General features: G+C 41.4%; 12 protein-coding genes. 5 read left to right on the plus strand and 7 right to left on the minus strand.

Annotated elements, in window-relative coordinates:
* Positions 1-4: 4 nt before the first annotated feature.
* Positions 5-1,036 (minus strand): OmpA family protein, encoded by a 1,032-nt coding sequence (locus tag LEP1GSC192_RS02620; RefSeq protein WP_020768011.1) that lies wholly within the window; start codon positions 1,034-1,036, stop codon positions 5-7.
* 137 nt (positions 1,037-1,173) lie between these two features.
* Between LEP1GSC192_RS02620 and mgtE the strand changes: the two genes are divergently transcribed.
* From mgtE to LEP1GSC192_RS02635, 3 genes are read left to right on the plus strand one after another with little or no spacing between them, the layout of a single operon-like run.
* Positions 1,174-2,568, plus strand: coding sequence for a magnesium transporter (gene mgtE, locus LEP1GSC192_RS02625; protein ID WP_020768185.1), 1,395 nt, complete (start codon positions 1,174-1,176; stop codon positions 2,566-2,568).
* A gap of 48 nt (positions 2,569-2,616) precedes the next feature.
* Positions 2,617-3,261 (plus strand): hypothetical protein, encoded by a 645-nt coding sequence (locus LEP1GSC192_RS02630; RefSeq protein WP_020768352.1) that lies wholly within the window; start codon positions 2,617-2,619, stop codon positions 3,259-3,261.
* A 56-nt stretch (positions 3,262-3,317) separates the two neighbouring features.
* The gene (locus tag LEP1GSC192_RS02635) at positions 3,318-4,295 is read left to right on the plus strand and encodes an NAD(P)-dependent alcohol dehydrogenase (RefSeq protein WP_020768521.1); all 978 of its coding nucleotides are present in this window, start codon (positions 3,318-3,320) and stop codon (positions 4,293-4,295) included.
* Here the strand turns inward: LEP1GSC192_RS02635 and LEP1GSC192_RS02640 are convergent.
* The 4 genes from LEP1GSC192_RS02640 to LEP1GSC192_RS02655 form a co-directional block, all read right to left on the minus strand.
* A complete protein-coding gene (locus LEP1GSC192_RS02640; RefSeq protein WP_020768296.1) occupies positions 4,292-4,606 on the minus strand; it encodes an antibiotic biosynthesis monooxygenase in 315 nt (104 codons plus the stop codon). The genes LEP1GSC192_RS02635 and LEP1GSC192_RS02640 overlap by 4 nt on opposite strands.
* A 66-nt stretch (positions 4,607-4,672) precedes the next feature.
* Entirely contained in the window at positions 4,673-5,449 is a 777-nt protein-coding gene (locus LEP1GSC192_RS02645) for a helix-turn-helix domain-containing protein (protein ID WP_020768410.1), read from the minus strand.
* A gap of 30 nt (positions 5,450-5,479) precedes the next feature.
* Positions 5,480-8,002 carry a cation-translocating P-type ATPase gene (locus LEP1GSC192_RS02650; protein WP_020768344.1) on the minus strand — a complete coding sequence of 841 codons (2,523 nt, stop codon included), beginning with the start codon at positions 8,000-8,002 and terminating at the stop codon, positions 5,480-5,482.
* A gap of 70 nt (positions 8,003-8,072) precedes the next feature.
* On the minus strand, positions 8,073-8,282 hold the full coding sequence (locus tag LEP1GSC192_RS02655) for a DUF2892 domain-containing protein (protein WP_020768359.1): 210 nt from the start codon (positions 8,280-8,282) through the stop codon (positions 8,073-8,075).
* Positions 8,283-8,443: 161 nt separating this feature from the next.
* Here LEP1GSC192_RS02655 and galE point away from each other — a divergent pair, with 161 nt between their 5' ends.
* The gene (galE, locus tag LEP1GSC192_RS02660) at positions 8,444-9,415 is read left to right on the plus strand and encodes a UDP-glucose 4-epimerase GalE (protein WP_020768272.1); all 972 of its coding nucleotides are present in this window, start codon (positions 8,444-8,446) and stop codon (positions 9,413-9,415) included.
* Between the two features lie 57 nt (positions 9,416-9,472).
* On the opposite strand, the gene LEP1GSC192_RS02665 is transcribed toward galE, so the two are convergent.
* Together LEP1GSC192_RS02665 and fbp are read right to left on the minus strand one after the other, a co-directional pair.
* Positions 9,473-11,125 (minus strand): thiol-activated cytolysin family protein, encoded by a 1,653-nt coding sequence (locus LEP1GSC192_RS02665; RefSeq protein ID WP_020768232.1) that lies wholly within the window; start codon positions 11,123-11,125, stop codon positions 9,473-9,475.
* A gap of 317 nt (positions 11,126-11,442) precedes the next feature.
* Positions 11,443-12,465 (minus strand): class 1 fructose-bisphosphatase, encoded by a 1,023-nt coding sequence (gene fbp / locus LEP1GSC192_RS02670; protein ID WP_020768169.1) that lies wholly within the window; start codon positions 12,463-12,465, stop codon positions 11,443-11,445.
* 117 nt (positions 12,466-12,582) lie between these two features.
* Here fbp and LEP1GSC192_RS02675 point away from each other — a divergent pair, with 117 nt between their 5' ends.
* Positions 12,583-13,005: a hypothetical protein gene (locus LEP1GSC192_RS02675; RefSeq protein WP_036088840.1), complete on the plus strand. Its 423-nt coding sequence runs from the start codon at positions 12,583-12,585 to the stop codon at positions 13,003-13,005.
* Positions 13,006-13,132 lie beyond the last annotated feature (127 nt).

The raw sequence follows: 13,132 nt of genomic DNA on the forward strand, positions 1-13,132 counted from the left end.
CTATTTAGTGACTCTTTCCGCTCTGCGGTTCTAGAACGATATCCACTCTTCTATTCAAGGAACGGTTTTCAGGAGTATCATTGGAAACGATCGGTTGGTGTTCTCCATATCCTGCTACGGAGAAGTTCCTTGCGTCTAAATTTTTACTCTCTAATAAAAATCGAACTACGGAAAGCGCTCTCTCCGTTGATAACTGCCAGTTATCGTTAAATTTTTTATTACGTATCGGAATATTATCCGTATGGCCTTCTACTATGATCAGGTTACCCGGATATTTTACTAGGATCTCTTTGATCTTGTCCAAAGCTGGAAAGATCTGTTTTTTCAATTCGGCTGAGCCTGAATCAAAAGAGATCTGATCGTCTATATTGATGACTAGTCTATTATGAAAACGTTTTACTCGGATCTGGCCCTTGGCAATCTCACCGGATAGTTTGGATTCTAGTTCGGTTGCTTGTTCTGCCAGACGATTTAATTCTCTTTTTTGATCTTCATTTAGATTTTTGAGTTTGGAAAGATTATCTTCTAATTCTTTGATCCTTGCTTCCAGACCTGCAATTTTGGACTCATATTCTCTTTTGAGTTCATCCATTTTCCGGATACAACCCAGTCTTTCTTTTTCAAGTTCGGACTTTAATTCGGAGAGGAGTTCCTGGTATTTTTTGGACTGCTTTTCGTTCTCTTCTATCAGTTCTTTTTCTTTATTTCCACTTTTGGCTTTTAGAAGAGCAATCTGGTTTTCCAAAGCACGGATCTGCTCAGCTGAAATTTCTTTGTCTCTTTCTCTGAAGGATTTTTCGCCTGCGAGCTGCTCTTCCAAATTTTGGATCCTGGCATCTAGGCTTAGTTTTTCCTTTTTAGAGTTTTCGGTCTCGTTTCTATAACGAAGTCTAAGAGAATCCAACTCAATTCTCAAGGTGGCGTTCTCATTAAAGAGTTTGTTGTATTCCCAAGGGAAATAAAATGCGTCTGAAAACAGCGGCAAAGAAAATAAGAATAGAAGAACGGGAGTAAGTCGTAAAAGAGAAGGTTTCATAGTCGGATAGGGGGAACTAGGTTCTATTCTAAGGCTGCAAGCCCCCAGTCAAATGAAAAACTCTTGTACCAAAAAGCAGGAAATTCATTGAACCGATGAATTCTATCAGGATTCTGTCATAGGGGGAGGTTGCCTATATGGACGAAACAAATAGCACGAAGGAAATTTCTTCCCTGAAGGCAAATCCGCAATCCGCAGACTGGATGGATTTTTTCCTCGAAAAGATAGAAAAAAAGGACAATAAGTTCTTACTCGACTTCACTTCTTCCAATCACCCGGCGGATATAGCCGAGGTCCTGGAAAAGCTGGATATTAACGAAGCATTCTACGTATTTAAACTTTGTGATTCCGAACAGCAGTCCGAAATTTTAGTCGAGTTCGACGAGGATAGGCAGGCGGATCTGATCTCCCGCCTGAATATGAAGGAGATCTCTCCTATCGTCGAAAATCTGGAACCGGACGACGTTACAAATCTGATCTCTGAGATCCCCAAGGCAAAAGCCGAGGAAATCCTGAACTCTTTGGATCGGGAAGATTCTTCTCAGATCCGAAAACAGCTGAATTTTAGGGAATATACTGCCGGTCGTTTGATGACGACCGAATTTGCATCCGCGTATGAGACCGACACGGTCAGAAAAGCGATCATCAAATTAAGAAGGATCGCCAAAGAGACGGACGATATCTACCTTCTTTATGTTACCGACGCGGAAAATCACCTAAAAGGTTTTATCAGACTCAAAGACCTATTTCTTGCACCTCTTAACCAGAAAGTGAGTCGGCTTGTAAAAGAGGAAGTATTCTCCATACATTATGATACGGACCAGGAGGAAGTTGCCCGAATATTCAGGAAATACGACTTAGTTTCCGCGGCAGTGGTTGACGATCTGGATAGGATCATAGGCAGGATCACGGTAGACGATATCTTGGATATCGTTCAGGAAGAAGCGTCCGAGGACATTTTGCGGATGGGGGGTGTTTCAGAGGAAGAACGGTTGAATACTTCCATCTGGGATTCCATTCGAAGGAGATTGACCTGGCTTGTGATCAATCTAGGAACCGCCGTGGTAGCTGCGTCTACAGTCGCTCTTTTTGAAGACACAATCCAATCCTTTGTATTACTTGCGAGCCTAATGCCGATCGTAGCCGGGATGGGTGGAAATGCCGGTACCCAATCTATTACTGTAGTCGTACGAAATATCGCTACGGGCGATTTGAGCCAATCCAACTGGACGGTTGGTTTTCGAAAAGAAGGGATCATAGGTTTAATCAACGGTCTCACGATCGGTTCGATCACAGGACTTGCCGTATTTTTTTATACGGGAAAACTTGCCTTGGCGATTGTTATCTTTTTGGCGATGCTCGCAAATCTGATCGTAGCAGCCATTGTAGGAGCTTGTATCCCTATGTTACTAAAAGTAGTCGGGATCGATCCTGCAATTGCATCTTCCATATTTGTAACAACTACCACGGATGTGTTCGGCTTCTTTTGTTTCTTGGGGCTTGCCACACTATTCTTGCAATATTTGGTATAGTTGGAATATTCGCATAAAATCATAGATTTCCTCGTATAGGAGAGGCCAATGTTTCGCGTTTCGGTTTTCCGAATTTTTTTAGCCGGTTTTGCGGTTCTGTTTTGTTTATACTTTATTTCCTGCATTAGCACCGGAGGACCAAGCACCCAAACTCCGGAAACTCCTAAGGGAGAGATCCTCCCCAATCCAGCCGGAGAAAACGAGGAGATCATAGACGAAGACGGTAAAGAAGTGAAGATCACCTCCACTGATCCTATTTCTTTCCAGAGCCAGTCCAAAGACAGTGCGGAATATTTTCGAGTGTATATTACAAGCGATTCTTACCAGGTTCGCCAGATTAGAGGTTCCAAATATATCCGCAGAAAAGTGGATAAGGGAGGAGATGCACTCATCAGTGAAGAATTAGTAAAATATAATAGGATCAATTTCAGCGACGATGGGATTATATTAGTGATCCTGAACGGAAACACGGGTGCCGTCGAAACGATCCGTTTTAATACAAGAGTTCCGAGAATAAACAATTTAGCCAAGATCATCCAGAATGATGTGACCCGTTGGTCTATGGAACATTCGGAGGAAAAGCCGGTGGTAACTAAATACCAGATCCACTATACGATCAAATTGGAAAATAAATCCAATACCACCAGAGACACGGTTAAGGAAGAACTGAAGGGAGAGGTAAAGAAGAGATAATTTTTTCCCTTCAACTTCTTATACTGTACAGATAGATACGTAGTTTAGGTATAAAAATGAAAGCAATCGTATATGAAAATTATGGGTCCCCGGATGTTCTTCAAATTAAAGAAGTAGAAAAGCCTAATCCTAAAGAAAACGAGATCTTAATAAAGGTTCGGACTGCTTCCGTAAATGCGGCTGATTGGCGAATGATGAGGGCTGATCCTTTTTTAGTACGCTTATATGCCGGGCTTTTTAAACCTAAAAAAATCTCCATATTAGGTGCAGATGTTGCCGGGACTGTCGAGGCAGTCGGCAGGAATATTACGAAATTCCGCCCAGGTGACGACGTATTCGGAGATGTTTCTGCAAGCGGCTTCGGCGCGTTCGCAGAATACAAATGTAGTAAAGAGGATGAGTTCGTTTTAAAACCGTCTAACTTGTCCTTCGAGGATGTAGCGGCTTTACCTTTGGCTGGAATGACTGCTTTGCACTCTATACGAGATTTCGGTAAGGTCCAATCCGGGCAAAAAGTTCTGATTAACGGTGCTTCCGGAGGAGTAGGAACTTTTGCGATACAGCTCGCGAAATATTTCGGGGCCGAAGTGACGGCAGTTTGTAGTACTTCTAAAAAGGATACCGCTGTATCTTTAGGAGCAGATCACGTTATCGACTACACGAAGGAAGATTTCACTCGGAACGGAAAAAAATACGATCTAATACTTGGTGTAAATGGGTTTCATTCCATTTTCGAATACAAAACTAGTTTAACTCCCAAAGGGCGATACGTTATGGCTGGAGGAGGGACGGCTCAACTCTTCCAAGCTTTACTTCTGGGACCGTTTCTTTCACTCTTTAGTGATCGTAAGATCGTGACTGCTTCTTCTCAGCCGAATCAAAAGGACCTTATTTTTCTGTCAGAACTTCTGCAATCCGGAAAGATCAAATCCGTGATCGATAGACGATATACGTTGGACGAAGTTCCGGAAGCGGTACGTTATGTTGAAGCAGGCCATGCAGGCGGTAAAGTAATCATTCAAGTGAGTTCCTAACTTTCCGCCGATTCGAAAATTCCTCTTTCGATAGAAATTCCAAGTCTTTCTAGCATTCCCGGCATATCGAATCCTTCTTTTTGGTAGGATGCTAAAACTTCCTTTTTAGCGTTGGAAATTGCGTCTTCATTTTCCCAAACGGCTACAGTCACAAATTGGATCTCATCTACGCTTTTTTCACGGATGTAAGCCGAATCTTGCAGAAAACCGGGAAGATTTTTGATCAAGCTTCGATTCACCTTGACTCGGCTGAAAAATTCTTCCTCGGCTTTTTTAGGAACGATAAACGTATCGATCAGGACTTTTTGCATTCTTATTCTCCTTCTGGAAAAAGAATACTCCATCCAGGAAATCTAAAATTGTAAAAATTCAGAATTTTACCAGTAGGGAGTCGAAAGTTTAAAAAACCGTTTCGGAGTCTCGTCAGTAAAAGTTTTAAAATCCTTAATAAAATGGGCCTGGTCAAAATATCCGGATTCCTGAGCGAGATCTGTAAAACTGATCTTAGAAGAGTAAGAATCTATAATATTTCGCATTCTTACGAGGTTTGATAATTGTTTAGGACTGGTCCCGATCACTTCTCTAAATCTTTTTTCATACGAATCTCTACTGATTGGCATTCCTTTTAGCAAATCAGCGATCTTTAGATTTCCATTCGATTTTCTGATCCTATGGACAGAATCCAGAATTAGTTTGTCTTCTTTCGACCCGACCCATTCAGAAATTAGGAATTTTTCGATTATGGAGATTTTTTCAAGATTCGTTCTTGTGTGAAAAAGTCTCTGTTCCGTTTCCCGAACCTTCTTTGCAGAGATCAAATAATCCAAAGATAGATTCAATTCGAATAAATTGTGAAGTGGTTCTTTGAGAAAATTGACAGCTCCACCTTCTTTAAAAATTACAAGTAGAGTAGACGTGTTTTTGGAATATTCGATCAACCTAGGATTACGTCTTAGTCCCGCAATTCCGGAATTAGGAAGAATACTCTCTCGATCTCCTTCTTTGGGACTGATTTTACCCTTAATCCTGAAGGAGATCACTAAGGAAGACCCGGGTAAAATTTTATTCCGCATTCCGGTATCACTTCCTATGATCAGGTACTGGCGGATATACGGTTGTAAATTTTTACTCGGTAAAAATGTCTCAACATTCACACAAATATGCTCCTTCTACATCGAAAACTCTCAAGCAAAAAATCGGATCTTTCTAATTTCCCAAATTAATCCGGAGGCAAGTCCCAACACGATGGAAAGAAGCACCCAGTCGGAAGATATTTTTTGAAAACCGAATAACCGAAGGCTAAATTCGAACTGAAAACTTGCGATCAACGCGGAAGCCGCTAAAAAGAAAACCCAGAATACGCTAGAATGTAAAGATCTCAAAATGGAGATGAATCCTCCTTTATGAGTTAAATTCGTAAGCATCAGACTGAAATTAGATACAACAAGAAAAATAAAACCGAAAGATCGGATCTCATTCTCGTTATAACCTTTTTGTTTCATCCAGAAATATAAGGTTAATAATAAAATTAGGACCATTATCCCTTGCAAAAAGGAGAGGGAGAATTTGGAAATAGTAAGTAAATCCGAATTTTTTCTCCTTGGACTGGAATAACGATCCCCTTTTTCCAGCTCCAACGACTCAAAAACGATGGAACAAATTGGATCTACTATCAACTCCAAGACCATAATATGTGCCGGAAAAAAGAAAAGCGGATCTCCAGTGAAAGCCGGTAATAGAGACATTCCTATGATAGGCACGTGAACCGAAAGAATATAAGAGATACTTTTTTGTATATTCTCGTAGATCCTTCTTCCTAAAAATACGGATTTCACAATAGAGGAAAAATTATCATCCAATAGTACCAGATCGGAAGCTTCTCTTGCTACGTCGGTTCCCCTTTTTCCCATAGAGACCCCAATATGAGCCGCTTGCAATGCAAGAGCGTCATTTACTCCATCTCCCGTCATTGCGACGATCTCTCCCTTTTTTTGAAATCCTCTGACTATCTTTAATTTTTGTGCAGGTTTGATCCGCGAAAATATCCCAACGGTATCTAATTTAGAATCCAATTCTTCTTCAGTGAGTTTTTCCAGTTCGTCTCCGGTTATACTTTCAGTATGTCCTTCTAATCCAATTTTAGAAGCTACGGCTTTAGCAGTTCCCGCATGATCTCCCGTAATAATAATGATCCTTATCCCTGCTTTAATACATTCTGAGACTGAAGCAGGGACAGTTTCTCGGACCGGATCCTCGAGTAAGATCAAACCTAAAAATTCAAATTCCAGATCATGTTGGTTTTCAGGAAGAGAAGAATTTGAAATTTTCGATCTTGCCACTCCGATCGCTCTATATCCTTGGAGGGAATAAGTTTCCGTGACCTTCTCCCAGTGTTCTGTTCTTTCCATAGAAAAATGGCAAAGATCAAAGATCGCTTCCGGTGCTCCTTTCGTACCGATCACGAATGTGCCCGGATCTTCCGAATTCCAGGCGTAACTAAGTGCAAGTAATTTGGGGGAAAGTGGATATTCCTTTTCTAACGTCCAATTTGCATGAAGATGTTCGGTATCGTATAGAAGATTGATCCCTAATTCTTGGATCGCTTTCTCCATAGGGTCGAAAGGATCTTTTTTGGAGGCAAGAATGGAGAATTCCAATAGAAGATGAAATTCTTCCTCGACTTCCGGAGTATTAAATTCAAATAAACTATTTTCAGCGGAAGAAATTAAACCTTTCACCTTCATTTGGTTTTCGGTCAAGGTCCCTGTTTTATCCACGCACAGTACAGTCGCCGCCCCAAGTGATTCTATAGAGCTCAGGTTCCTTGCCAAAACTCCGCTTTTGGAAATTCTCCAAGCTCCTAAGGAAAAAAATATGCTTAGTACTACTGGAATTTCTTCCGGCATTACCGCCATTAAGAACGTAAGCGCCGCTAAAAAGGCCTGCATCCAATTTCCGTTCCGTATTCCGAGACCATATATTAGAAAAACGGAAAATACCAAAGCTCCTAAAAAAAAGAATGTGGTAAATCTTTTGGCTTCCTTTTGGAGAGGGCTTTCCGATTCGGAAATTTCACCCATTTCTTTTCCGATAGAACCGAGAGATGTGGAGTCTCCCGTGAATAATACTTTAATGATACCTTCTCCGGAGACAACCTTGGTTCCCGAAAACAATTTTTGGAATTCGGAAAAAGGTCCGGGACTGTAGAAATCCGTTTCTTCTTTTAAGACCGGAACAGATTCTCCGGTCAAAAGAGATTCGTCGGCATGCAGATTTAATCCATCTACCAAATACCCGTCGGCCGGAACTTTATCTCCTTCGGATAAAAATATAAGATCTCCTGGAACGATTAGGGACGAATCTATCTCAATTTTTTTCCCCTCTCTTATCACCTTCGCCTTTTGAGGGGAAAGTTTTCTAAGAGATTCCAAGGCCCGTTCCGATTTATTCCTCTGGTAGATGGTTAGAGAAATAACTGCAATCACACCGATAGAGAGTGCGGCTGCTTCATCTAAGTCCCCGAGTAAGGCGTAAATAAAACCGCATGCCAGTAGTAAGGATAGCATCGGTTCGGAAAGAATAGAAAGACTGATCCTCCAAAAGGAGGTTTTTTTTAACTTGGACTCATTTGGTCCAAACTTTTGGAGAAGTTTGGAGGCTTCCGAAAAACTTAAACCTTGATAAACAATCTCCTGGGTTGGGGGCATAGAATAGAAATTGCTATAATCTACTCCACTTTGGCAAGACCTTTCTTAGCAAAGTGGAGTAACGAGAAGTCTATGATCTTTTGGAATGGGTCCTGGTATTCCAGCCGAACAGGGAATAAATTGGACACCAACCCACAATTCCCGTTGCAAGTATAACGAAACCCACCGCGAAAATCGCAAGCTTGTACAGATCCTCTATATAAAAAGCCCAGGTAATTAAGGAAGTACCTAATACCACTCTGAAAGCTCTATCCCAAAAGTTTGAATTTATAAATTTCATATGGAACACCTATTGATCGTATCTCGACTAGAAATATTCTTACTTTCTTAAATCCTTGTCAATGATTGGACAGATACAAATCCGTTCTGAATGGCTGATAATTATCAGGTATAAATTCCCTTTTACAATTTCGATCCATCTGAAATACATGTAAAAGATTTATGAAAAAAATCCTGATCACCGGTGGAGCCGGATATATCGGCTCTCATATGAATAAATATCTCCACAAACTAGGCGTGGACACGGTTGTATTCGATAATCTTTCCAACGGTCATGAAAAAGCGGTCAAATGGGGAAAGTTTTTCAAGGGAGATCTATTAGAAAAAGCCGACCTGGATCGAGTATTTTCGGAACACGAGTTTGAAGCGGTCATTCATTTTGCCGCGCTTGCCTACGTGGGAGAATCGGTCACCGATCCTCAAAAATATTATATCAATAATGTTGTGGGAACTCTCCAACTATTGGAAGTAATGAAAAAATATGGAGTCAAATACTTCATATTTTCTTCTACATGCGCTACGTACGGAGCCGTGACAGAAGTTCCGATCTTGGAGACCACACCCCAAGATCCGATCAACCCATACGGACAATCCAAGTTGATGATCGAAAAAATTTTGGCCGACTATTCGCGCGCGTACGATCTGAAATTTGTTGCTCTTCGCTATTTTAATGCTTCCGGCTCCGACTTGGATATCGGAGAAGAACATGACCCAGAGACTCATCTTCTTCCGATCGTAATTGAAAAAGCATTAGGAAAAAGAGATTCACTTACTGTGAACGGAAATGATTACGATACACAGGACGGAACGGCGGTCCGAGATTATATCCATGTAATGGATTTAGCCCAGGCACATTATCTTGGTTTGGAATATCTAAAAAAAGGAGGGTTATCCGACTTTTTCAATTTAGGGACAGGGCAAGGGTTTTCCATTTTGGAAATTATTAAAACAGTGGAAAAGGTCTCGGGAGTGCAGATCCCGTACAAGATCGGACCAAGAAGAGAAGGGGATCCTGCAAAATTGATCGCAGACAATACGAAAGCTAAAAAGGTTTTGGGTTGGGATCCTAAATTCGCAAAGATAGAGGATATAGTTTCGAGCGCCTGGGAATTTCACAAAAACCATTCTCATTAAAAAGAAAAGGCTTCTTCCCTGTTGGGAGAAGAAGCCGGAAAGATCGGTTAATAGTGATTAAAATTCCGCCGTTTCGTTCTCTTCAATGACGGACCACGCACCCGTAATCTTATTCAATTTATATTTGTAAGTTAACTGTTTTCCACAGGTGCTTACACTTCTATTTAGATTACGTGTTCTTAATACGGTTCCATTCAATTTCAGATCGAAATCCAACGCTGTCCCAAAACAATTCGAGTTATACAATTCCACTGTGAACTCATGTTCTGAACCGACACTCATTGCATTATTCAGATTGATCTCAGGTCCCGTATAAATATCCGCCTCCGGATTTGTGGAGAAGAACTCCTGCCCATCCATTAGGAAACGGACCTTATCATCCACTTTTCCGAGTTTTGCAGTGAATACCTGAGGATTTTCGGAATAAGTAGCTTCACAATCCCGTTGGTCATACACGGTTGTATAACTCATTTTAGCAACAGATCTGTCCTTCAGATAGTTTAATGTATAAGCGATAGGAACTCCAGGGTTTGCAGCGGAATAATTTGCCGCTTCCGGATTCGCTAAGAAATTACGGATTGCTTGGTACATACTTCCTGGAGTAGCGGAATCAGCCGCGCTGATCGGGGCAAGGGCCAGACCTGCATTCCCGCCTCTTACGAAATACGCGATCCTAGTCCTGTCTAAGACCTGTTCATGAGTGACGGAAACTTCTCCACCGATCGGAGGAACGGGAGAAACCGCGGAAAGAATCCCAGGATCCCAAGCGACTTCCAATGCGGTTTTGACTTGGAGTGCGGTATATTCGGATTCCAAAAGGAAATACACCACTCTTCCGTAAGATACTTTAGAAACATATAATGGAGGATTATTTGCAGCGATCTGTCCTTCCGGATCTTGGAAATTCGCTCCGTCCTTAAATACGGAAGTAGAAAGTGTAGGATCTTCGAAGTTTACGTCGTAGAACTTCTGGGTAAACTTCATCAGTATATAATTCTTTTTACCCAGATTGTCGATCCCAAGGTTGACTTTTAGGCCCACATCGGAGAAACGTGCGTCCAATCCAAGATTGAATAGTAAATGATTTTCGTTATACACCTGCTCTACACTGAAGGAAGCGTCCGCCGCAGTTCCGACAACATCCGTGGATAGAATATCTTGGATCCCTTGTTGTATATTAGAAGCACTTACTTGTGCTAATTCTTTAGAGTAGATCGCGTTCGGGCTAAGTTTCAGACCGGTAAGGAAAATTTTACCTCCGGATCTTGGGATGGTAACCGGAGTATAACCTCCCGCTTCTAAAAATTTACCTTGTAATAAGGACCCAGGGTAGATCACTTCGGAGCCTTGGTTTAGAATGGCCCGATCCACAAGGCTTCTCACCTCGGAGGCTCCCCACTTCGTAGTGGTGCAAGCGTAATGGCCTGTCTTTGATTCCGGAACAGGAATCCCTGCAGGGAAAGGAGTAATCGCTTCCCTACTGGAAGAAGAAAGAGCCTGCCCGTAGGAGGGTTCCGTATACAATTCGCCTGCATCCGCGATCTTAAGTGCTCCTGGACCGGTTTCTTCCACTTGTTTGGAAGAGCCCGAGCCCGCTAAAAACCCGAGCAAACCGCTTAAGTTAGATTGATTCGGGGAACAGCTCGCTAAGTAACCGGCAGTTAAAGCCACTGCTACAGAAGGTTTGATCCAATTTTTCACTATCTTCATTCTTTCAAAATACCTTGTATTCTATTTCAAACTCCCACAGATTTATCTGCCCAAATTTTTGTAGCAAGCGCTAAAATAAAATCATGAGATTTTTATTTATTATTAAATTATAATATATAAGAAGAATGAAAAACGATATGTAAGTCTTCTTGATATAAAGTAAGAGAAGGTTTAAAATATAAGTAGGATTTAAGTGCTTATTTTTAGGGGGATTTTTGAATGAAAAATTCGATTAAAGAGAGGTTAAGGAAAGAAGAATTCGGGAAACTGCGGACCTTCGATCCGGGAGACAGAATAAGAAGATCCGCAGATATATATTATTTTTTTATAAAGGTCAAAAAATGTTCCACTTCTTTTTTTGATCCTACTACGAATGTTGTCCTTTCGTGAAGTTCTTCCGGTTCCAGATCAAGGATCCTTTTACCTTCCACTGTCACAGCCATTCCGCCCGCTTGTTCGGCGATTAGCGCCATGGGTGCAACTTCGTATAAAAGTCTAAGCTTTCCTTTCGGATATTTGGAAGATTTGGTATCGTTCGGGTATAAGAAGATCCCACCTTTCAATAAGTTTCTATGGAAGTCGGCTACAAGCGAACCTATATAACGTAAAGATTGAGGTTTACGTCCCCCTTCGATGGACTTGATGTTTCGGATATAATTTTTCACTTCATCCGACCAGTAGTCGTAGTTCCCTTCATTGATGGAATAGATCCCTCCCGATTCGGGCATTTTCATTTCGGGATGAGAAAGAATAAATTCTCCACAGGATGGATCTAATGTAAATCCGGAGACTCCTTTTCCTACACAAAGTACAAGCATGGTAGAAGATCCGTAAACGATGTAACCTGCTGCTCTTTGTTTAGATCCTTTTTGTAAAAGATCTTCCTTAGTTCCCGGAGTTCCTTGGGGAGAAATTCTCAAGTGAACCGAAAAAATAGTACCAATGGAAACGTTTGCATCAATATTGGAAGAACCATCCAAGGGATCGATTGCGATCGTATATTTTCCGATCTTGTATCCCGTCGGGATATTGATGATCTCTTCCTGTTCTTCGCTTCCCATCACACATAAATGCCCGCAACGAGTGAGTGTATGCGTAAAGATCTTGTCCGCGTATTCATCCAGTTTCATGACTGTTTCACCCTGGACATTGGTTTGGTCGGTGGAGCCCAGAATATTTTCCAAAAGACCGGCTTTTCGAACTTCTCTAGAAACAATTTTTGCGGCGTATACGAGATGGCTCATGAGTGCCGTAAAATCCCCTGTTGCTTGGGGAAGTTTGAGTTGTTCCTCGATTAAATATTGGGAAAGACTCATTAATTGGGTAGGGTGGGCGCTCACGATGGGTTCTCCTTTTTGCTTTTTAGCTATACCGGATATAAAATCGCTCCTGAGCAGGTTGACAAGCCTGAAAAAATCGGTTTTTCGCAGGGTATCCGGTCGATATTTCTAAAAGAGATGGAAACAACGAATCAAAGGCCGCCGATCCCGGATGTATTCGAAGAATTTACGAATCAGTTCTTACGAGACGTTAAAAATTCACTCAGCACGGAAATGGTGCTGACCCATTTTTATTTCCAGGACTTGTCCCAGTATTTCAAACTATTGGGAGAACAAAAATCGGGAGAAATTTTAGAAGAATTAAAATCTGTGATCCAAGCCCATCTTCGGCCGTATGATAAATTGTACGTTCTGAATTCCAGGTCTTTCTTAACCTTTTGTCCCGATTGTAGATTGGATATCGTAAAAAGTAGATTCGACGAAGTTATCTTCCAAGTGAATCATCTCATCATAGACTATGAGATTAAATTTTTAGAATTCACAGAACCTTTGGATTCCTTCCAACCTGTTTACGAAAAATTACTCAAAGCCCATTTCTAAAATTTCCGTAAGGACCGTTTCGCACAGAGAACACTGAGTTCACGAAGAATTGTACGTATCAAATGTGTACCTAACTCGGTGCTCTCTGTGGGCTCCGTGCGAAAATAAATTAAATCTCTCCTAAAAA

The sequence above is a fragment of the Leptospira sp. B5-022 genome (assembly GCF_000347035.1).
In the GTDB taxonomy this organism is placed as follows: Bacteria; Spirochaetota; Leptospiria; order Leptospirales; family Leptospiraceae; genus Leptospira_B; species Leptospira_B cinconiae.